This window comes from Streptomyces sp. NPDC001594 (assembly GCF_042893675.1).
In the GTDB taxonomy this organism is placed as follows: Bacteria; Actinomycetota; Actinomycetes; order Streptomycetales; family Streptomycetaceae; genus Streptomyces.
The window spans coordinates 187,064-206,901 of the sequence record NZ_JBIAVB010000013.1; the positions used below are offsets into that span (position 1 = coordinate 187,064).

The following is a 19,838-nucleotide window of genomic DNA, read 5'->3' on the forward strand; positions in this document are numbered from 1 at the left end:
ACGCACAACGCCCGCGCCAGACGGAGAGGGGACCAAGGCCATGAGCTCGCTACTCCAAGCAAGCGATCTCACCCACGAGGACAAGGTGGTGTGGCTGGAAGACCCCGCACAACTCGACTACGTACGCCAGGCCCTCGACAAGACCCCGCGCCGACGCGGCAAGCCCCGCTACTACCGGGACGGCCGCATGGTCGGCTTCGCCGAACTCTGCGACAGCGCGGAGGCCGACCCGGACAGCGGCCTGCAGAAGCGGCGCGTTTTCTACCTCCTCCCCCACGACCGCGACGCGGAACCGGACGGCCTCTACCGCGCCGGCGCCCCCGGCGAGGCGGTGGACCCCCGCACGGTGGAACCCCGCCACGTCGGCATGAAAACGGAACGCTCCCAACGCGGAACCCCGGCCACCGGCACCCGCACGGTCGCCTGACCCCAAGCCGACCCCCGCGCCACCGACCCCGTCCGCATTCCAAAACTCGGTCCCTCCAGTCCCTGACCGGCCACCACCAAGTCCCTGACCTGCGAAGACCGCCGGGGACCCAAAAGCCGGCAGCCCACGCCCGAGACCGACGGCGGGTCTGGAGCTCCCCGAGCCCGTGGAGGGCGCGTCACCCGACGGCCGACCCGGCGCTTACCGGCCAGGACCTCCTAGCTCGCCGACGCGCTCTCCGTTCTCGGCGCGGGCGCTCCCCGTCTGCTGGGCTTTGGCGACGCCCGCAACCCGGAGGCGGCTCCCGCACGACTCCGGCTGCTCGACGCGCCCCTCGACGAGGCCGTCGGGCAGGTGGTCTCCCATATCCGCGGCTTCAAGCCCGACGTGGTCGTCGGCCACGACGCGCTGGGCCAGCTGACGGGCCAACCCGGCCACGTACGGGCGCACCAGATCACCCTGCTCGCCGTCGAAGCGGCCGGTTTCGCGCACCTCTACCCCGACGCGGGCCCACCGTGGCAGCCGTGGCGCGTGAACGGGTCTGCCCGGGATCCTCGGCCGCCTGCCGGAAGCCGACCGTCACCGGATCATCCGGACCGAGCACTTCACCCGGCTCACCGCCGGGCCCACGACGGGCCTACTGCGGAACCGGCTCGCTCTCTGACAGCCGCCACTCCCCCGCATCTGCGCCCGGGCGCCGGACCTGAGCGCCGACGACACCGCCGGGTCGGCGTCACTCCATCGACTCCTGCTCATGGTCGGATCGCTGTCGACGTAGTACCAAACGAGGCCCATGGCCTGCTGGAACGCCCACGCCTTGCCGCGCTCCCATTCGAGGTCGTCGCAGCCCAACGCCTCCCGGAGCACCTTCCTCGGCCCCCGCTCCAACAGATGCCAGGCACTGACCAGATCCAGTGCGGGATCGGCCCGCGCGAACCCGCCGGTGTCGAGCACTCCGCCGAGGCGGTCGCCCGTGACCGCGCCCGTGCGCGGCAACTTACGCAGACGGCTCCACGCTCGGCGGAGCCGGGGCACGTCGAGCAGTTCCTCGCTCTCCTCAAACCACTTCGCCATCCACTCGTCGTGGTGGGTGAACTGCCGCCCGAGGGTGTCCGCTCGCCGGAGCGCGGCGATGAAAACCACGAGTCCTCGGCGAAGGCGTCCGACCCACCGGGGTCGGCGTCCGAGGCGACCGTTCCTGGCAGCCACCAGCTCAGAACTCGCCCGGGCTTCCCGTTGCAGGACTGCGAGCACGTCGGCGGCATCTGCCAGGTGCAGGGGAAAACGTGCCGCCAGGGGGACCCGCCGAGTGCGGTCGGGCGGTCCGACTTTTGTCCGCGGACAAAAGTCGGACACCCCCGTCGCCTCCGAGGCGCGTCAGGCGAGCTCCGACCCGCCAGCCGGGCGGGATCGAAAGCCCTGATAGGTGGTGGGGACGTTGCGGCCGCCTACCGCCGTCTGGGAGCCCGGGCCGCGGGTGCAGACGGGTGGTCCGCCCTCGGTAGGCAGCCAGCTCGGGGAAGACGGCCTCCACGTCGACCAGCCTGTCCGGCGTTGTCCTGGTGATGCGCGGAACGTACGCGGCCGGGACCTCGCCCCGCCAACGGGTTACCGCGGACCCGCTCCCCTGGGGACACCGCAGCGACATCCCGTAGCGGCGCGCGCAGGCGCGAGGGGCATCGGCAAAGGTCCGGCCAACAGGAACGAGGCGGCATGTGGCCTCCGCTCCCCCGCCCCCTCACGGGTGGCCGGAGACCAGGGTTGTTCGTTCGGGCAGGGCCAGAGGCGACGCAGACTCCTCCCGCTGTGACGCACAGGACCGAGGCGCAGGACGCCTCCCTGGAGCGCGCCAACATCGCCCGCCCACTCGCCTCGTGCGTCCCCCGCCCTTGGGGTCCCGGCCGCGGCACCTCCAATCCAGGCCCCCGATCCGCCGTCAGCGACTGCCCGACTTTTGTCCGCGGACAAAAGTCGGGGGCCTCGACCACCGCGGCGCACCATCACGGCATCCCGGCGAGACGCCGCTTCCCTTCGCCCGCTCCTCCGGAACCACGCCCGTCAGGTACTCCGCCTCCCGTAGCAGTTGCTCCGTGAGACGAACGCCGGGGAGGCGTTCGCTGAGCGCCGGCACAGCCGCCTTTCGGTCGAGAGCCGGGCCTGGTCTCCCGACGGGTTGAGGCCGACTTCCCTCATCAGGTGGTTCAGGTCATCGGGAGTGGTGCCCTCCCTGTCGCCGGGCCACTCGAAGGCGGTGCGCAGCAGGCCGTTCTCCTACCAGTGGAAGAAGTCCATGGGCTTGCCTCCGTTGCTGGAGTGGGAGACCGCGCGGGTCCCGTTCGAGAGCGGCTCCATGAAGCTGTCTCGTGTGCCCAGCCCGCCGCCGAACTCCAGGGCCAGGGCCCAGTCGCCGGCTGGGTGGGGCACGGTGAAGACCCCGGTGACGAAGGCACCGGGCCAGTGATCGAACTGGTCCACCGGCTCCCAGTGCCGCTTCGCCAGTTCGTCGAGCCCGTGGCATCAGCCGCTCTGCGTGCCAGGGTCAGCATGTAGCCGACTTCCACCTCTGACGAGTCGCGCTGAGACAGGACCGGTTCGTTCCCGCTCTGCGCGCGGGATGCGGGGGCCGCTGGACTTTTGTCCGCGGACAAAGTTGGAAGGAGACGGCAGTCGGGTGGCAGTTCGACGTGTCGATAGCCTGCATCACATGATGCGAGCGTGGTTCCTGCCGATGGTGTTTGTGCTCTGTGGCTCAGTCGTCGCGACTGGACTGATCTGGAAGGGAAGTTCCGGCACCGGCTCAGCCGTTCTCGTCGTGTTCATGGTGCTTGCCGGGGTGAACTCGCCCGTGATCTTCCCAAGGTCGATCAGCGCGCAGGAGGCGGAGCGCCGCAGCTCGGTCGACGGCCGGCCCGTCGTCTTCTGGCGGCCGGGCTGCAAGTACTGCATACGGCTTCGCATCCGGCTGGGCCGCGACGCCGGCCGACTGCACTGGGTCAGCATCTGGCGCGACCCGGCAGGAGCAGCAACAGTGAGAGCGGCCAACGACGGCAACGAAACCGTGCCGACCGTCGTCGTCGCGGGTCGGCCCCACACCAACCCTGATGCGGAGTGGGTTCGCGCACAGCTCTCTACCCCAGCGTGAGCGGAACCCATGGTCCGGCTCACTCATGCCGATGGCCGACTTTTGTCCGCGGACAAAAGTCGGCCATCGGCATGAGTGGATGTGCAGTTGCTCAGCGACCGGTGGACCTGCCGTTGCTGTCGATCAGGAGCATGGTCAGCTCCGCGCGTTGCTTCGGCGGCATGTTCTGGCGGATCGCCTCGAAGACCGCCTGGGGGTCGCTCCATGAGACCGAGGACGTGTCCGGGCTCATCGCCTGCACGGGGAAGGCGGGAACCGGCTCCTGCGCAGGGATCGGATGGGGCGTGCCTGCCGTCACCTCGGGGAGGGGCTGGGCCGCGGCCGCGGCCGACTCCGCGGGGGAGGTGGGGGAGTGGCGGGGCTCCCCCGGTACCGCCTCCGGGGCGGTATGCGGCGCCGGACTTTTGTCCGCGGACAAAAGTCCGGGCTGCGGGTCGGACCCCTCCGCCTCGGCAGCGGTCGGCGCCGGGTCGGCCTCGACGGCTTCCGGAACCGGCTTCGCGACCGGCTCCGGCACCGGGACCGAAGCCGGAACCGGAACCGGATCAGGGACCGAAGCCGGAACCACCACCGGGACCGACTCGCGGGCCTCGCGCAGGATCTCCCGCTGGGCCGCCTTGGCCTGAGCCTCCTCGGCCTTGTTCTGCTGGAGGAGGTCCAGCAGGGCGCCCGCGTCCGCGCCTGGGCGGTCCTTCGCCGCACGCGCGAGGAGGCGTCCGTCGCGCTCGGGCATGTCACCAGAGCTGAGCATGCGCTGGATCTCGTCCGGGAGTTCCAGCAGCACCAGCTGGTTGGTCACCCAGGACGGCGACTTGCCCAGCCGCTCGGCCGCCCGCGACTTCGCCCCGTGCTCCCTGCCCTGCTCCGCGCAGGTCTCGACGAGCTGCTGCACACCCCGCGCCCGCTCGATGACGTCGAAGTCCTCACGTTCGAGGTTCTCCGCGAGCAGATGGTCGATGAAGTCGGCACGGGAGGCTGCCAGGTCGTCGCGTACGACGAAGTCCAGCGACTCCAGCCCCACGTGCAGGGCGCTGCGGAAACGGCGCTCGCCGTTGATGAGGACGTACGCGGCGGCGCCGATCCGGCCCTCGTGGTCCGGATAGAGGGAGAGGTACGCGCCTCGGCTGACCACGACGCAGGCCGAGAGCTGGGCCTGGCGGAGCTCCTCGCCGAAGCGGGTCTTCTCCTCGTCCGTACCAAAGTTGCGGCGCGGGTTGAGGGGGGTGGGGGAGACCTGGTCGAGGGGGACGCGGATCAGTTCGTACGCCGGTACGTCGCCCTGGGCGATGGCCTTGGCCCGGCCGCGTTCGCTGCGGCCGGCGGTGCGGCGTGCGTTGCTGAAGGCCGCGCCCGTGCCGAGGAGGTCGCTCTTGCTCATGCCGCGATCCTCCGGGCGATCTCACGCATGGCCTCGGACTGCTCGCACTCCGGGGCATAGTGCAGCAGGGGCAGCTTGACGCGTACGGCCTCGCGCTGCTCCTTGAGGTCGGAGATGACGGTGATGACGGGCGGGTCGCCGAACTCCTTCCAGCTGTTGAGGGAAGAGGTGACGACGTATCCCTTGCGGCTGTCGTAGAGGTTGACGACGAAGCCGAGCTGCGTGATCTCGATGCCGAGGTCGTCTACGAGGTCCTCGAGCTGCTCGCTGAGCATGTCGTAGGCGTCGGCGGAGGTGTCCTCCGCCTGCACCGGGATGATCACACCCGAGCTCTTGGGGGACTCGCCCTCGCGGGTGCGGGCGTAGTAGAGGGCCGTGTCCATCGTGTATCCGAGGCTGGGCGGGCAGTCGACGACGATGTAGTCGAACTCCTTCTCCAGTTCCTCGAGCGCCTTCTCCAGGGCGGTCTCCTTGGTGCGGACGTGGCGGGTGGTGGCCAGCCGGGCGTCGAGGAGGAAGGCGTCCTTGCAGGAGGGAAGAAGGAAGAGGCGGCCGGCGAACACCCCGTGCTCGATGGGCACGAGGAGGTCGCGGACACGGCCGTCGATCTCGCCGAGCATGAACTTGGCGAGGCTGGGCTCCTTGATGCTGAGCATCTCGGCGCCGAGGTGGCGGGTGAGGTGGCCCTGGGGGTCGAAGTCGATGACGCAGACGCGGGCACCGGTCTCGGCGAGGGCCTGGGAGAGGCCGTTGCTGATGGCGCTCTTGCCGACGCCGCCCTTCTGGTTGCAAACCACGATCCGGCGGGCCCCCTCGTTGGCGGGGCGGCGGCGGCCGGTGGGGGAGGGGTGGGTGTCGAGCCAGAGCCGGATGGATTGCGCGAGCCCCTGGTTGTACGGGACCTCCCGTACCCGGCAGTCCTCCTTGAAGTCCCCGTACAGGCCGGTGGGGAGGTACGTCGAGAAGGAGGAGGCCCCCGAGGTGTCGACGGCCGTCGCCGCGGGCGCGTCGGCACGCCAGGCGTGGACGCCCTCGGTGACGGCGTCCTGAATGTCCACGCCCAACTGCGCTGCGCGGACCTTGAGTTCCTGCCGCAGGGTGGCGGGCAGCTTGGCGACTACCTTTTCCCTGACTTCCGGATCGTATGGAGCGGTCATGCGGGTACCTTACTAACCTTCTGGCGGGAAGGCGATGAGGCACACCGAAGTATGTTGCCCTGGTATGGGGCGGGTTGGTGAGAATGATCACCGGTTACCTTGGCTCGAAAGCCCGGCCAACGGCCATCTCGTCGCCGTCCGCCCGAGCGGGATCGAGGCGCTGGCACCGATCCACGGCGGGCTACGGGGCGAAAGCCGGCCGCCACGACTGCTCACCGTCGTCGTCAGCGTGAGCACGGCCGGAGCGATCTCGCGTACACGGTTGAGCCAGCCGGAGGGAGAATGGGGACTTCCTCAGACGCTGTCCCCATGTTGCTGTCACCTGTGCCCGGCCTCGGCCGTTGGGAGACGGCCGACCCCGGCAGGAGCACCTTGAGCGCTACGAGCCGCTGGCACTTGCGGGACTCTGCCTCTCATGCCTACTCCGGGCAGGAGGCTCGGCAACTGCTGCGGAGGCGGTTGGACTGGGGAACCCAGGAGACGTGGTTCGAGAGTGACGCGGGACAGGTCTTGGGCGTGGTGACCAACGGAGAACGTGCGAGGGTCATGTTGCTGGAGGACGAAGGCAGCTCGGCTGAGCATCTCGTCGATCCGCACGGCGAAGGCTCCTCTGACGGTTACGCGCTCGCCAGCGGGCAGGTCGACTGCTACGCCGACCGGGACACTGTCGTCTTCGAGGACGCATGCCATGCCGTGACGCACTTCATCGAGCAAGGCGCCTGGCCTTCCGATGTACGTTTTGAAGGCGGCTGCGGCGGATGACCTCTGGTGGCTCCCTGCGGCCACCGCCATCCCCAGGCAGCGAACATCGACTGCACGCGGACCGACTCCCACGCCGGCCGTAGTTTTCTTACCCGGGGCTTCAGTACGCCTCCTTGGCGGATTTTTCGTCGGGAGGCCTCGAAATCGGCCCAGGGGGACGGTCCGCGACGACCGAAAGCCTCTGTACGCCTCCCTGGCGGCCTGTGATCGACGCAGAGGTCACATGACTCCAGGCGGGTGGAGATCGGCCCTCTGAGGGGCTGTTCTGGCGGCCGATTTTTGTCCCGTGCGCCGGAATTCGGTCGTGAGTGGCGCCATCTCCAGGTCATGGCGTTGGCGACGTCTTGGTGCCCGTCAGCGAGGGCGATGTCGTGGAGCCGTCGACCGGTGCCGTACATGTCTGCGGGCTTGGCGGGACGCAGGGGCGTCGTCTCGACGTCATCCTCCAACAGTGCGTAGTCGCCGAAGAATCCGCGCTCGCCGACGACGATGAACAGGTTGCCTTGGCAGCCGGGGCAGGAGACCTCGTACTCCTCGTTCACGAGGCCCCAGGCCAGGTCTTCGCCCCAGCTCACGACGCCTCGAAGCTCAGCATGGGTTCCAGGAGGTAGGCGTACTCGCCAGCAGGGTCTCGACCTCGGCGACGTGCTGCGCGCGGACGTCGCCGGCCCCGTGGCGCTGGTCGGAGCCCGCCAAGATCGCGCCCGCCAGGTTCAGGGCGCTGACCGCCTGCTCCAGACACTGCCTTGATGGCAGAACGCCGACCACAGATCGCTCCAACGCTCGGCGGTCGGCTCCGATGCGATCTGGTCCATCAGCGCTGGTATGTCTTCCGCAGAGCCGTAAGCATGGCTGAGTTGCGACCAATCCGTCATGCCTGAATCCGGTGCGAAGAGGTGGCGCGGACCTGAGTTGGCCACCGCGAGATCGCCGTCCCGGTGTGCCGGACGTGACCCCTGCTGTCGCGGCGCCACGACAGCTCCTGGGGCGCCACAGCTGGGCTGAGTTGGCCGCGAAGGATGGTCGCCTCACCCTGCACCGGCGTACGCCCCCGGAGAAGCAGATCAGGCGCCCCTGCTCGTTCAGTCCCTCCGGGCAGACAACCTGCGCTGGCGCCCCAGGTACCAACCGTCGTTCAGTCCCTGAGTCCCTCGGTCCCTCAGCCCCTTCGCGTTTTCCCAGGTCAGAGCAGGTTTAGAGAAAGAAGCAGGGACTGAAGGGACTCAGAATCCACTCTTCCAGCCTTTACGTGCGTGCGTGTATGCGCGGGCGTATGTACTACCAGTTCCATATTGGCGTCATAACTAGGAAAATGAGTCCCTCCAGTCCCTTCGAATCCGGCCGAAACCGCCTGACCTGCAGGTTTGTCAGTGATCGAAGGGACCAGGGACCGAAGAGGGACTGAAGGCCTTTTAGTCCCTGGTCGGGAGGGAGCCCAGGGGGATGCCAGGAGGCCGATCACCGACTCTAGAATGGCCAATAAGCGGCAATCCGGGGCAAAACGACACTCCTGTCTGGTCCCCACCACCCCAGGGGGGGCAAGGGGCCCAAGGGACTGAACAAGCGGAAACGGCGACACGAGCCCCCCTGCCCCGATCCCGGGACCGGAGCCCCGATCAGCTGGCACAGCCCGACAGGGCCCCTCTCGACGTACGGCACGCAATCCGCCCCACGCCCTACGATGAACGGCGGAACAGTCACCACACCGCAGCACGCTCCCGGGCGGTCCCGACCGCCGGGCGTCGGCGCCCTGTAGGGTGGGTTGCCGCATGCACACGATGCAGCGGGTGCATCACACAGAGGAGGGACGACGGCCATGAGCTCGCTACTTCAAGCAAGCGATCTCGCCCATGAGGACAGGGTGGTGTGGCTGGAGGACCCCTCGGCACTCGACTACGTGCGCCAGGCGCAGGACAAGACCCCCCGACGCAAGGGCAAGCCCCGCTACTTCCGCGACGGCCGCATGGTCGGCTTCACGGAACTCAACGAGGCCGCCGAGGCCGATCCCGACAGCGGCCTGCACAAGCGGCGCGTGTTCTACCTGCTGCCGCACGACCGTGACACGGAGCCCGAGGGTCTCTACCGCGAGGGTGCGCCGGGGGAGGCCGTGGATCCCCGCACGATCGAACCGGGCAAGGTCGGCATGAAGACCGAGCGCTCGCAGCGGGGTCTGTCCGCCGTCGAGCGGACGGTTGCCTGACCGGGTCCCTCCAGTCCCTGACGACGGCGTTCGCCGAGAGCACCGGTCGGCGCCGGTTCAGGCCAGGGCATGCTTGAGGTCGGCCAGGCACTGCCTGTCATCGTCGGAGAGTTCGCACTCCGACGGCTCGAGCAGTTCCGCATACAGTCGGCCGATCCTCTCCAGGTGCGTGCTGAGTGCGTCATCTGCCTGGACGAAGCGCAGGAAGCGCACGTGGTCGAGGGGACTGGAGCGGGTCCTCTCGCAGAAGCCTTCGAAGGTCAGCCAGCGGTCGATCTCGTTCTCGATCGCCCGCAGGCGTCGGTAGTACTCAAGCGGCTTGTACCAATCGCCGAGCAGGAACGTCGTCAACTGCCCTGGCAGCGTCACCTGCTCGATATCAGGAGGCTGCCCCCACTCCAGTTCCTCCAGCAGCCTCTGCGCCGCCTCCAGGCCGTCGCACAGCTGGTAGAGGAGTGCGAGTTCCATGACCGTAGTGCCGTCGGCGTCCCGCAGTGTCTCGCCGTCCAGGATGAAATGGCCGGGCAGGCGTCGCAATGACCGGACCATGCGGAGCGAGTCCAGTGCCGGGTCCTTCTCCTGGATGTAGGCCAGTGCGCGGACCTCGTCCCTCGTGTGCACGAAGACCTTGGTACCGGGATCGCTCCGCGCCGTGAGCCCGAGCCACTGGATCTGAGGCTCCGCGTCCCTCAGGAACTTCGCCTTCCCCTCGTACGTCACGAAGAAAGTGATCTCCCAGACAGCCGCTCTTTCGGCCGGGAAGCACGGCAGTGCCATGGCGTGGGCCCGGCACTTGAAGCCCCGGCCGGGCTCCTCCTCGTGCCAGGTGATGGCCGAGGCCACGGTCGCCGGCGTGGCGGCCTGTCCGTCGTGCTGGATGACGAAGGACGTGACCGGGCCCAGACCGTCGAGATCGATCTCGTCGACATCGAGGCGCGGGTTGATGTCCTTCGTGCTGCGTGCCCAGTTGTGCAGCACCGCTTCGAGGGATTCCCGACCGTCGTCGGCCGGGCGGAAGCGGCCGTTCTCCAGGATGCCGTAGACACCGTTGACCGTGATCTTCGCCTGTCCGGTGGCGGGGTCGAACTCGTGGACCTGTACCTGGGGTTCGGCCGCGCCCGGTGCGTTGAGGTGGTCCTGTGCCCGGTCCAGCATGGCGAGCAGCGCGGTGCGATCGTAGCCGTGGGTGAGTTCGCCCGGGGTGAGCAGTTCCGTCGCCTGCTCGCCGATCTTCCCGAACTGACCGAGCGTTCCCACGCCGGGAACCGCGAGCGCCGCCGCTCCGGCGGGTGAATCGGTGGCTTTCGACGCCCACCGGAGGCCCGAGGTGAGGACCGTGCCGACATCGCCGACGATGTCCTTGGAGCGGCTGGCCACGGCGGCGACGGTCTTGGCGCCGGACGACTGGCGGTAGTCCGCGCCGAGGTGCCGCCGGACCATCGCGGGGCTCTCGGCGTCGACTTGGGCGATCTTGTAGACGGTGAGCTCCTCGATGTACTTCAGGGCCACCGTGAGGCCGGCCGAGACGGTCAGCGCCGCGCCCGCGAGGGGAGGAGCTCCGACCGAAGCCAGGGCGAAGCACTGGAGCAGGGCGTTCAGGACGGTCACCGCGCTCCTGATGCCCAGTTGGGCCCAGGCGATCTCCGGATGCACCGTGCCGAAGTTCGCCTGGATCTTCTTCACGGTGTCCTCGACGGCCCAGTCCACGACCGCCTGGCTGGCATCGAGCAGGGCGGTGCCCATCTCCTCGCACGCCCGGGTGTAGTCCACCCAGGCAGCGATCAGGTTCTCCTCGGCGGTGGTCCGATCGCCCTGCGCCCTCGTGACGCTCTCCGGGTCCCGTACCCGTTGCCCGGCCTCACGCAGCCATGCCTCGGCACCGGCCACCCGGGAATGGGCATCCGCGAGGTATTGCCGTGCCGTGCCGGGGCCGCTCTCGGCCCGTGTGCCGTAGTGCTGGTAGAGCGCCATGAACTGCGGCTTGACCGTGCGGGTGAAGGCGGTCAGGACGGCCTCCATCTGCGCCACCGTACGGCCGGTCAGACCCGGGGCCCCATGACACGCCTGCTCCCACTCCTCGGACCGGGCCTTGGCGACGGCCTTCCCGAGATTCGTCCGCAGCCGCTTCCTGACGTCGGCGTCGGACACGCCCCGCTGGTACCACGCGACGGTGCCGCGCTCCCGCTCCAGCTCCTGCCGGGCCTGCTTCCTCTCCACCTCCATCCACATGCGGACCTCGTGGCACGCGCCGAAGAAGTCGACCGCGATGAGCCGCTTCCACCGCCCCATCCGCCGCGCGGCTTCGGGCACAGCGGCCAGGGTCTTCTGGAGGCTCCCGGTCTCTTCGTGGCTGCGGACCAGCTTGAACCAGAGGTGGAGGTCCTCCGTCTCGTTCCGGTGCGTCTGCGTGTACCACCGCCAGAAGAGGTCCGTCCAGGGCTTGCCCTTCTTCAGCAGATCCCGTACGTCCCGGGGCCGCCGGTCCAGGACGAACTCCAGATCGGTGCCCTCCGATACCCACATCTGAGCCCGCATGCCGAATCTCCTGTCCGGACGTTCTCGTGCCAGTGGATGCCATGGTGTCCGGGCCCACGGCGCCGTCTCCAGCCCGATGGGGTAGACCTTTTGCCTTGTCGTCCCTGCCCGGCGGGTGCCCCGTGGGGGCAACGAGGGTCACCGCGTCGGTCGCGTACCCGGCCCGGAGGGGCGTCCGGGCTGCCCGGGAGCCGTTCATCCCCCGTGTCCTCCCATCGTGCGACGCGCGCGCAGAGGTCCCACGGCTTCACTCAACGAGTCGGTGCTTGACGAACCCAAGCCCATCCCGAAGGGGACCTGCCCCATCCGGCACGGCACCGACGGGTCCCGGACCTCATGGAGGACCAGATCATGCGTACCCGTACCCACCGAGTTCTCACGACCGCAGGTATGACGGGCGCCGCCCTCGCCCTGGCCGGCCTGGCCTACACGGCACAGGCGTCCGAGGCACGGCCCGCCGCTCACGAAGTCGCCGCGGCCAGCCAGACCCTCGGCCCCGACGCCACCCTCGCGTCCGGCTCGGGCCCGGACGCGACCCCGACCTCGGCGTTCCGCCCGGACGCCACCCTCGCCTCGAGCCGCCCGGACGTCACCGTCACCTCGGCTGACCTCACCAACCCGCCCGGGGTGAAGCCGGACATCCTCAACCCGGCCGGCTATGTCACCGCGGCCCACGCCGAGCGCGCGTCGAGCCCGGTCCCGCCCAGCGCGACGCTGACGGACCTCCTCGTCACGCGAGGCTGACGGACCTCCTCGTGATCCGAGCTCGCCGCCGTACTCCGTCGAAGATGGGCAGATGCCAGAGGCCTGTTGCCGGTTCCCCCGAAGCCGGCAACAGGCCTCAACGCACGTCACGTCATGCCACGTGACGGAGCGTACCGACGTCAGCCGGTCAGCGGATGCCGAACAGCCACGCGAGACCCTTGCCCAGCCACGTCCAGAATTCGGTCCACCAGCTCATGTCGATCCACCATGCCTCTCGGGTTCCGCCTCCCTCGGTCGAAGGGAACGGGCCGCTTTCCTTCTGCCGGTGGAATCATGTGGGCCGCCTGTTTTCCGCCACATCCACCGTCCGGCCAGTCACCCCGCCGATCCCCGGAACCGCCGGAGCGCCGAGACGCGTGGAGCCCTCAGCCGGGGGTGGCACCGGTGATTCCCCCCCACGTACCGAGCCCGCCCCCTGTTGTCATCGTCCTAACGGGGTCCCGCTCGGCCCAAAGGGCAACCGGACGTGCAACGAGGCCAACCCGCGGAAACGCGGCCGTGCCGGGCCCGACGGCACGCCCGACAGCCCGCATACCCCGACACACCAGCGCGGCCAGTGGCGGACTCCCGACGGCGCGACGTCGAAAGGCCTAGGCCTACCCGGTCCGGACAGGCGGCGGAGAGAGGATGCGGCCCCGGCCGGAGGAACTCCGGGAGTCAGCGCTGGAAGTAGGCGCGCATGACCGCCAGCTCAGCCTCCCGGAAGTGCTCTGCGAGGACCTGGGGACGGAGGTCCCCATAGGCCGCGGAGAGCTTCACCTTCGTATCGTGGGGCGCTCGCCCTGGAAACGAGCGGTCCGCCAGGGTCCTGAAGCGGGTCAGTATCTCCTTCTTGACGGCATCGCTCCTCGCCCGCTTCCGTTGTCCTTGCTGCTGCGCCTCCAGCTTCCTCTTTTTGCGCTCTCTCCCCGCCGCGATCTCGGACTCGGCGTCGTGCGCTCTTTCGTTCTGGATCTCGACATGGTCCAGGCCCGCCATGGCGGCCTCGAGATCGTGCAAGGAGCGGAGGTACGTCGCGTAGGACCGCGTGTACTCTCCGGAGACCGCCCTCACCTGTTCGGGAACGGGCCGTCCGACGAGCTGCGCGCTGCACGTGATCCTGAACGGAATCAACCGGCACAGGGCCCGGGTCTCCTCCGTGTCGAATCCCTCGTGGACGTGGCCCCAGCTCGTTTCGCTGACGCGTACCCTGACGAATATTCCGAATTGCAGCTGACGGGTGTCGACGCCGCATTCGTGCAGGCTGCCATAGCAGATTCTGAGAAGCGCCAGAGCTTTCCTCACCGGCCCTTCGAAATCGTTTTTGTGCTTGCCGTTCGCGAGCCCGGTCAGCACGGTACAGTCGTTTCCGGTCGACCATTCCGCATTGATGATGTGCCCCGCCACCCAGCCGTAGGTGCCCAGTCGGTCATGGTTGTTCAAGGCTGTGGTCAGGTGATTGGAGGGGCGCGAGAGGGTGTGGGGTTCGACCGCCAGGCCCGGCCCCAGGACGGCCGTTCCCTCCGCTCCCAACCGGCCGGGGCCCTCTCCTCTCGTGACCTGCGGGGCCATGAAGTGGCAGAGGTCCTGGTACACGGGCCGCCGGTTGCGCGTCAGGTTGCGTAGTGCGGGGGTCTCGCGGGGGACTCCGGAGTTCCTGCCGCCCGGCTTCCGGGGTGACGGGCCGACGTCCACGCCCTGGACGTCCTGGAGGAAGCCCCTCCTGGTGACGCGCGGCGCCGGAAACAGCTGTGCGATGGTGTCCGGGTTCCCCAGGTGGAACCTCATCTGAGCGTCGTCGAACCCCATGTCCCACAGCTTCCAGAACCACGCGTTGTCCGGTTCGAGGAATTCCTTGAGGAACACGGTCCCGGAGGGGCAGGATTCCGAGAACCCGGAGTCCCGCCAAACGAAGAAGCTCTGACATTCTTCGCACACCACGGCGAATGCGTCACGGAACTCGGAGTCCTCGGTCAACAGGCGGGACATCTCCCCCTGGACCCTCGCGATGGTGGCCTCGTCCGGTATTCCCGCGGGGCCGTACGTGTCGTTCGGCATGTGACGTCCTCTCCTGGGGCATCGGGCCCGCCCGTCCGGCGGCCGCTCGTCTGTGCCGCCCCGTCCCGGCCGGCTGTCGCCTGTGCCGGCCGGGCGTGGGCGGGTGCGGCCGGCCACGACGCCTGTGCCCGCGTCCCCGCTCGCCTCCCCGCCCGAGCCCGAGTCCGCGCCGTCGTCGCCCGCCGGTCCCGCTGCGTCCGCCCACGGTGCCCGCTGCGGCCCCGCCCGTGGTCCGGGTCCAGCACCTCAGCAGCCAGGCCCGTTCCGCTGTGGTCCAGACCATGCTGGCCAGTAGGTACAGGCCGGCCGCGAGGGGTACGTACGCGGCCATGACCAGCGTTCCGAACGCCACCAGCGGCAGCAGCGGTGCGATCCGGCGCAGCATGGCCGCGCCCGGCTCGTCCTCGGCGGGGAGCGTCGGGCCGAATCCGGCCGCGGCGGCGCGCCGCGCCCGCACCACCGACCACCGGGCTCCGAGAGCGATGGCCGCGAAAAGCCCCAGGAACACCAGGCTCCGCCGCCCCAGCGGCCCGCCGTTCGACAGCGCGTCCGCCCACCGTCCGCCCAGCGGGGAGCCGAACAGCACCTCGTCCAGGAGTCCGTTCGGCTCGCCGTCGAGCTCTTGCCGCGAGAACACCTCGTGCATCACGAAGAACACCGGCAGTTGCGCGAAGACCGGCAGGATCCCCGCCCGCGGCGAGGTGCCCGCCTCCAGGTAGAGCTCGCGCACGGCCTGTCGCCGGGCCGTGCGGGGCCGGTCCTCGTGGCGGCGCCTCAGCTCGCTCAGCCGCGGTGCCAGCGCCGCCCTCGTCCGCTCGGCCCGGAACACGGACCGGTTCAGCGGGTGCAGCACTCCCCGGATCAACGCCGTGATCACGACGATCGCGGCCGCCGTCGCCGACTCGGCGAAGACCCACTCCAGGCGCCCGGCCACCCAGGCGACGGCGGCGGCGAAGGCCCCGTAGACGGACACGCGGACCTCCGGGATCTCGTCGCCTTACCAACGTCGCCCCGGGCCCCCGAAGTTCCCGGCGGCCCCGCCTCCTCCCCCCCCCCGGGCGTCACCGCCGGGGGCCGGGGATCCCCCCGCCCGCCACGGACCCCGTACCCGAACCGTCGGCCGCGCCACCTGCGGCACCGGCACCCCGCGCGGCCGCGATCGCGGCGACCCGGCGGCGGGTCAGGAACCAGCCCCCGACCAGCGCGGCAGCCACGATCGGCATGGCCAGGGCCGTCATGGTGCCCACGCCCCCGTCCGCCGCCACCAGCACCAGCACCGCCAGCAGGAAGAGCAGCGTGACGATCTGCGTGTACGGCGCCCCGGGCAGACGATAGGCGGGCCGGTCGGCGAGCCCCTGACGGCAGCGGCGCCAGAAGAGCAGCGAGCACACCATGATCATCGCCCAAGTGGCCAGGATGCAGAACGAGGCGAAGTTGAGGACCACCTCGAAGGAGTCCTTCGGTATGAAGAAGTTCATGACCACGCCCAGCACCCCGAACGAGGCGGTGAGCAGGATCCCCCCGTAGGGCACCTGCCCCCTGTTCATCCGGGCGGTGAACTTCGGCGCGGAGCCCGCCATGGCCATCGAGCGCAGGATCCGTCCCGTGGAGTAGAGGCCGGAGTTCAGACTCGACAGGGCCGCGGTCAGGACGACCAGGTTCATGATCCCGGCGGCCCCGGGGACGCCGAGCTTGGCGAAGACGGTGACGAACGGGCTCTCCCCCGCGGAGTACGCCGTGTGCGGCAGCAGCAGCGAGAGCAGCACCACGGAGCCCACGTAGAAGACCCCGATGCGCCAGATGATCGAGTTGAGCGCCTTGGGGACGACCTTGCGGGCGTTCTCGGTCTCGCCCGCAGCGATCCCGGACAGCTCCAGACCGGCGTAGGCGAACACGACGCCCTGCATCACGAGCATCATCGGCAGGACCCCGGACGGGAACAGGCCCCCGTTGTCGGCGATCGTGGAAAGGCCCGGCGTGTGTCCGTCGATGGGGTGGCGGGTGGCGACGAGGAAGACGGCCACGGCCATGAAGACGACCAGGGCGGCGACCTTGACGATGGCGAACCAGAACTCCATCTCGCCGAAGTACCGCACGGAGACGAGGTTCGCGGCGAGGACGACGCACAGGGCGATGAGGGCCAGCGCCCATTGCGGCACGCTGGTGAACGCCGACCAGAAGTGGGCGTAGGTGGCGGCGGCCGTGATGTCGGCGATGCCCGTCACGGCCCAGTTGAGGAAGTACAGCCAGCCTGCCGTGTAGGCGCCCTTCTCGCCGAGGAACTCGCGGGCGTACGACACGAACGCGCCCGACGACGGCCGGTGGACGACGAGTTCGCCCAGGGCCCGGACGACGAGGACGGCGAACACCCCGCACAGGGCGTAGGCGAGGGCCAGCGAAGGACCCGACTCGGCCAGCCGCCCGCCCGCTCCGAGGAACAGGCCGGTGCCGATGGCACCACCGATGGCGATCATGCTCATGTGGCGGGGCTTCAGCTTCTTGCTGTACCCGGCGTCGCCCGCGTCCTCGTGGGCGGCGGGCCGGGAGGCCACCTCGTTCGTGACCGTGGTCTGCGCTTCAGCCATCGGCTTCCACTGCCCTTCGTTCGTGCTGTGAGGGGGGCTTTGCGACAAGACAACGGCATGGGTCGCCGGCCCTGAACGGGTCGATCGGGGGAGGGACCGGTGGATCCGTCCTCCGCCGGACGCGTCAGCCCGCGCAGCCGTCAGAGGGGAAGCGGGAGGTGCGGCACGGGCTGCACGAAACGGGCGGAGGGCATGGCGGCACGGACGGCCTCCCGCAGGGCCGGGACGTTGCCGGCGTCGACGGGCGGGGCCAGCGGGAGGTCGAAGTTGTCCCAGTGGGAGGCGACGACCGTCCTCGGGATGCCGATGAGATCCCTGAACCGCCGGACGACCGTCGCGACCCGGGTCCCCGCGGTCGGGAAGACCACCGTGTCCGGGCAGGTCCGGGGCAGGTCGGACACCCCGAAGTCCGCGCTGCCGAGGACCATCAGCCGGCGGCCGGCGCTGTTGGTGATCACGTAGTTGAGCGAACCCCCCTCGCCCAGTTCGGAGATGCACCGCACGGGCGGCTCCACCGTCTGCCGCAGCTGGGGCGTCCCGCCGAGCAGATCCGGGCTGAAGGGGCGGTGCACCGACCGGAGCACCTGCACGGTGAAGCCCGGGAACACCTTCGTCTCGCCGCCCTGGAGGGGGACGAGCGCCGTCTCGTCCACGGGGCAGCGCGCCCGCAGGCCGAGCGAGCGGACCAGGTTCAGGTGGGACTCCGTCCCCCACACCGAGGCCCCGGTCCTGGCGGCAGCGAAGGGGACGTCGGAGATGTGGTCGAAGTGCCCGTGCGTGATCAGGATCCCTTGCGCCGGCCGGTCGAACGCCTCGTCGATGCGCCGCTGGTCCCACGTCACCGGCGTATCGGGATCCTGCCCGGCGGGGGAGAAGGTGCCGGTGCGGTACCGGCTGACCCACGGGTCGACCAGGAAGGCGGTGCCGTCGAAGCGGATCCACCACGCGTTCGCCCCCAGCCAGGTCAGCTCGAAGCCCTGCTTCGTGTGCGTGGGGGGTCGCGGGCGGCGGGACGTGACGCTTCGCTGCTGGGGGATGATCATGCAGGGCCTGCCTTCCGGGTGGCGCACAATGAGCCCTTCCATGCTCACCACCGCCCCCGGGGCGACCGGGCCCGCCGATCGGCTGACGCGGCGGCCGATTCCCCCACGGGTGGGGGACCAGCCAGCAGCGGAGCCACGCCATTGCGCTTGGATGCCGGCCAGGACGTTCAGGCGGGCGGCGCGGTGGGCCGGGCGGGCAGGCCGGGTGGGCTCAGCGGTGGCTGTGCCGGTCCTCGGGAGGTCCGTCGTGTTTGGTGCAGAGCCTTGCGGTGGCGGCGGCGTGGGAGCGGTCGCCGGCGAACGTGGCGGTGTAGCAGCCCTCGCCGTCCGGCCTGCCGGGCGGGACCGCGCACGTGGCCCGGCCCCGGCCGTCGGTCGTCTGCGTGCACAGCGCCTTCGAGCCGGTGCCGAAGATGAGGGTCCTGCCGTCCAGGGGTCCGCCGTCCGCGGTCAGCCGGGCACTCAGGGTGAAGCCGGGGTGGCGCCGGGCATCGGGGGAGTCCTTCCCGTGCCCTTCGTCCGCCTCCTCCTCCAGGGTCAGCCGCACCGGCGCGCTGCCCACCGTCCGCGTCCCGGCCCCCACACCCAACGGGTTGTTGAAGCCCGGGATGGTGTGGGTGACGGTATCGGACGCGGTGGCGATCACCGAGACGGTGTTGTCGCCGGAGTTGGTGACGTAGACCTCGGAGCCGTCAGGGGTGACCGCCACCCCCTCCGACTCGCGGCCGACGAGGACGGTGTGGAGGACGGAGGGCGGATTGGCCGTGGCGTCGATCACCGACACCGCCCGCGTGCCGAAGTCGGTGACGTAGACACGGGACCCGTCCGGCGTCACCGCCACGTCCGAGGGGCTGGTGTTCTGGCCGAGGTTCACGGTGGCGCGCACGGTGTTGTCGGCCGTCCTGATCACCGAGAGGGTGCCGTCGACGAAGTTGGTGACGTAGACCGAGGCGCCGTCCGGGCTGACCGCCACACCCTGGGGGAACTGGCCCACCTGCACACTGACGACGAGGGAGGGCGGGTTCGTGGTCAGATCGACGACGGCCACCGCGTTGTCGAGCTGATTGGCGACATACGCCCGCGTGCCGTTGGGGGAAACCGCCACATCGTAGGGGCGGGTACCGACATGGACGGTATCGAGGACCTCGAACGGGACCGTCTGGGTGTCGACCACCGTCATGTTGTTGGACAGGTTGTTGGTGACGTACGCCCGGTGGCTGTCCGGGCCGCTCGCCACCCCCAGGGGGTTCTGGCCGACACTGGTGCTCCCGCTGAGGCGGGCCGCGGGGAAGATCACCGACATGCTGTCCGACTCCGTGTCGGCGACGAAGACCCGCGTGCCGTCCGGACTCACCGCCAGGCCGCTGGGGCCGGAGTTGCCGTCGCCGATGCCGAGGGAGTCGACGACCGTGTGGGTGGCGGTGTCGATCACCAGCACGTTGTCGCCGCCGTTGTTCGCGACGTACACGAACGTGCCCGTGCCCGCCGTGGGTGGCGGGGTGGGCGGCGGCGGACTGGCCGCCGCCGGCTGGCCCACCGCCGCGGCGACCAGCGCCAGGCCCGCCACCCCCACCCCCGCCCGGGCCCGCCAGGAACGCCCGCTCCGACGCCGCTGCGGGCGTGGCAGGGCCGGTACTGCGATGGCCGACATGATGACCTCCTGTGCACGACGCCGACGGGCGGCCCCCGGGCATTTCACCGTCCCCGGGCCCGCCGGGCCCGACGGTAGGGGCCGCGGCCGCACCGCCCCCGCTCCCGCCCGTGGGCGGGGGCCATACGGACGAGCCGAATGCCCCGTACGGCCCCC

The 19,838-nt window shown here is 69.9% G+C and carries 14 protein-coding genes and 2 pseudogenes; 5 read left to right on the top strand and 11 right to left on the bottom strand.

Going from position 1 to position 19,838, the window contains the following annotated elements; translation table 11 throughout:
• Window positions 1-40: 40 nt before the first annotated feature.
• Window positions 41-427 carry a DUF6009 family protein gene (locus tag ACFY0O_RS25495; RefSeq protein ID WP_388950409.1) on the top strand — a complete coding sequence of 129 codons (387 nt, stop codon included), beginning with the start codon at window positions 41-43 and terminating at the stop codon, window positions 425-427.
• Window positions 428-628: 201 nt separating this feature from the next.
• On the opposite strand, the gene ACFY0O_RS25500 is transcribed toward ACFY0O_RS25495, so the two are convergent.
• From ACFY0O_RS25500 to ACFY0O_RS25510, 3 genes and pseudogenes are all read right to left on the bottom strand, one after another.
• Window positions 629-919: a hypothetical protein gene (locus ACFY0O_RS25500; RefSeq protein ID WP_388950412.1), complete on the bottom strand. Its 291-nt coding sequence runs from the start codon at window positions 917-919 to the stop codon at window positions 629-631.
• Between the two features lie 258 nt (window positions 920-1,177).
• Window positions 1,178-1,723 (bottom strand): annotated as a pseudogene (locus ACFY0O_RS25505) (aminoglycoside phosphotransferase); the annotation flags it as partial.
• A 640-nt stretch (window positions 1,724-2,363) separates the two neighbouring features.
• Window positions 2,364-2,902, bottom strand: a pseudogene (locus ACFY0O_RS25510) (DUF6461 domain-containing protein).
• Between the two features lie 229 nt (window positions 2,903-3,131).
• On the opposite strand from ACFY0O_RS25510, the gene ACFY0O_RS25515 reads away from it, so the two are divergent.
• Window positions 3,132-3,569: a glutaredoxin domain-containing protein gene (locus ACFY0O_RS25515; protein WP_388950639.1), complete on the top strand. Its 438-nt coding sequence runs from the start codon at window positions 3,132-3,134 to the stop codon at window positions 3,567-3,569.
• 91 nt (window positions 3,570-3,660) lie between these two features.
• Here ACFY0O_RS25515 and ACFY0O_RS25520 read toward each other — a convergent pair whose 3' ends face one another.
• On the bottom strand, window positions 3,661-4,947 hold the full coding sequence (locus tag ACFY0O_RS25520) for a ParB/RepB/Spo0J family partition protein (protein WP_388950414.1): 1,287 nt from the start codon (window positions 4,945-4,947) through the stop codon (window positions 3,661-3,663).
• On the bottom strand, window positions 4,944-6,104 hold the full coding sequence (locus ACFY0O_RS25525) for a ParA family protein (RefSeq protein ID WP_388950417.1): 1,161 nt from the start codon (window positions 6,102-6,104) through the stop codon (window positions 4,944-4,946). Before ACFY0O_RS25525 ends, ACFY0O_RS25520 begins: the two co-directional genes overlap by 4 nt.
• Window positions 6,105-6,650: 546 nt before the next feature.
• Here ACFY0O_RS25525 and ACFY0O_RS25530 point away from each other — a divergent pair.
• Complete coding sequence (locus tag ACFY0O_RS25530) at window positions 6,651-6,866, top strand: hypothetical protein (RefSeq protein WP_388950420.1); 216 nt, start codon at window positions 6,651-6,653, stop codon at window positions 6,864-6,866.
• Between the two features lie 1,816 nt (window positions 6,867-8,682).
• Window positions 8,683-9,066 (top strand): DUF6009 family protein, encoded by a 384-nt coding sequence (locus ACFY0O_RS25535; protein WP_388950423.1) that lies wholly within the window; start codon window positions 8,683-8,685, stop codon window positions 9,064-9,066.
• Window positions 9,067-9,123: 57 nt separating this feature from the next.
• Here ACFY0O_RS25535 and ACFY0O_RS25540 read toward each other — a convergent pair whose 3' ends face one another.
• A complete protein-coding gene (locus ACFY0O_RS25540) occupies window positions 9,124-11,601 on the bottom strand; it encodes a hypothetical protein (protein WP_388950426.1) in 2,478 nt (825 codons plus the stop codon).
• A gap of 351 nt (window positions 11,602-11,952) precedes the next feature.
• Between ACFY0O_RS25540 and ACFY0O_RS25545 the strand changes: the two genes are divergently transcribed.
• A complete protein-coding gene (locus tag ACFY0O_RS25545) occupies window positions 11,953-12,345 on the top strand; it encodes a hypothetical protein (protein WP_388950428.1) in 393 nt (130 codons plus the stop codon).
• A gap of 678 nt (window positions 12,346-13,023) precedes the next feature.
• Here ACFY0O_RS25545 and ACFY0O_RS25550 read toward each other — a convergent pair.
• The 5 genes from ACFY0O_RS25550 to ACFY0O_RS25570 all read right to left on the bottom strand — a co-directional run bounded on the left by ACFY0O_RS25550 (window position 13,024) and on the right by ACFY0O_RS25570 (window position 19,682).
• Window positions 13,024-14,403, bottom strand: a complete 1,380-nt coding sequence (locus tag ACFY0O_RS25550; RefSeq protein ID WP_388950431.1) for a hypothetical protein — start codon at window positions 14,401-14,403, stop codon at window positions 13,024-13,026.
• Window positions 14,297-15,376: a YidC/Oxa1 family membrane protein insertase gene (locus ACFY0O_RS25555; protein WP_388950432.1), complete on the bottom strand. Its 1,080-nt coding sequence runs from the start codon at window positions 15,374-15,376 to the stop codon at window positions 14,297-14,299. Before ACFY0O_RS25555 ends, ACFY0O_RS25550 begins: the two co-directional genes overlap by 107 nt.
• Before the next feature lie 88 nt (window positions 15,377-15,464).
• A complete protein-coding gene (locus ACFY0O_RS25560) occupies window positions 15,465-16,988 on the bottom strand; it encodes an amino acid permease (RefSeq protein ID WP_388950435.1) in 1,524 nt (507 codons plus the stop codon).
• Window positions 16,989-17,128: 140 nt separating this feature from the next.
• Window positions 17,129-18,031, bottom strand: a complete 903-nt coding sequence (locus tag ACFY0O_RS25565) for an MBL fold metallo-hydrolase (RefSeq protein WP_388950437.1) — start codon at window positions 18,029-18,031, stop codon at window positions 17,129-17,131.
• A gap of 211 nt (window positions 18,032-18,242) precedes the next feature.
• The gene (locus tag ACFY0O_RS25570; protein ID WP_388950439.1) at window positions 18,243-19,682 is read right to left on the bottom strand and encodes a beta-propeller fold lactonase family protein; all 1,440 of its coding nucleotides are present in this window, start codon (window positions 19,680-19,682) and stop codon (window positions 18,243-18,245) included.
• Window positions 19,683-19,838: the final 156 nt, after the last annotated feature.

What these genes read in the sequence shown, in the direction of transcription:
- ACFY0O_RS25545 (WP_388950428.1), top strand. Translation starts at nt 11,953, where the DNA reads ATGCGTACCCGTACCCACCGAGTTCTCACGACCGCAGGTATGACGGGC.
- ACFY0O_RS25530 (WP_388950420.1), top strand. Translation starts at nt 6,651, where the DNA reads ATGTTGCTGGAGGACGAAGGCAGCTCGGCTGAGCATCTCGTCGATCCG.
- ACFY0O_RS25565 (WP_388950437.1), bottom strand. Translation starts at nt 18,031, where the DNA reads ATGATCATCCCCCAGCAGCGAAGCGTCACGTCCCGCCGCCCGCGACCC.
- ACFY0O_RS25520 (WP_388950414.1), bottom strand. Translation starts at nt 4,947, where the DNA reads ATGAGCAAGAGCGACCTCCTCGGCACGGGCGCGGCCTTCAGCAACGCA.
- ACFY0O_RS25540 (WP_388950426.1), bottom strand. Translation starts at nt 11,601, where the DNA reads ATGCGGGCTCAGATGTGGGTATCGGAGGGCACCGATCTGGAGTTCGTC.
- ACFY0O_RS25515 (WP_388950639.1), top strand. Translation starts at nt 3,132, where the DNA reads ATGATGCGAGCGTGGTTCCTGCCGATGGTGTTTGTGCTCTGTGGCTCA.
- ACFY0O_RS25560 (WP_388950435.1), bottom strand. Translation starts at nt 16,988, where the DNA reads ATGGCTGAAGCGCAGACCACGGTCACGAACGAGGTGGCCTCCCGGCCC.
- ACFY0O_RS25495 (WP_388950409.1), top strand. Translation starts at nt 41, where the DNA reads ATGAGCTCGCTACTCCAAGCAAGCGATCTCACCCACGAGGACAAGGTG.
- ACFY0O_RS25535 (WP_388950423.1), top strand. Translation starts at nt 8,683, where the DNA reads ATGAGCTCGCTACTTCAAGCAAGCGATCTCGCCCATGAGGACAGGGTG.
- ACFY0O_RS25550 (WP_388950431.1), bottom strand. Translation starts at nt 14,403, where the DNA reads ATGCCGAACGACACGTACGGCCCCGCGGGAATACCGGACGAGGCCACC.
- ACFY0O_RS25570 (WP_388950439.1), bottom strand. Translation starts at nt 19,682, where the DNA reads ATGTCGGCCATCGCAGTACCGGCCCTGCCACGCCCGCAGCGGCGTCGG.
- ACFY0O_RS25525 (WP_388950417.1), bottom strand. Translation starts at nt 6,104, where the DNA reads ATGACCGCTCCATACGATCCGGAAGTCAGGGAAAAGGTAGTCGCCAAG.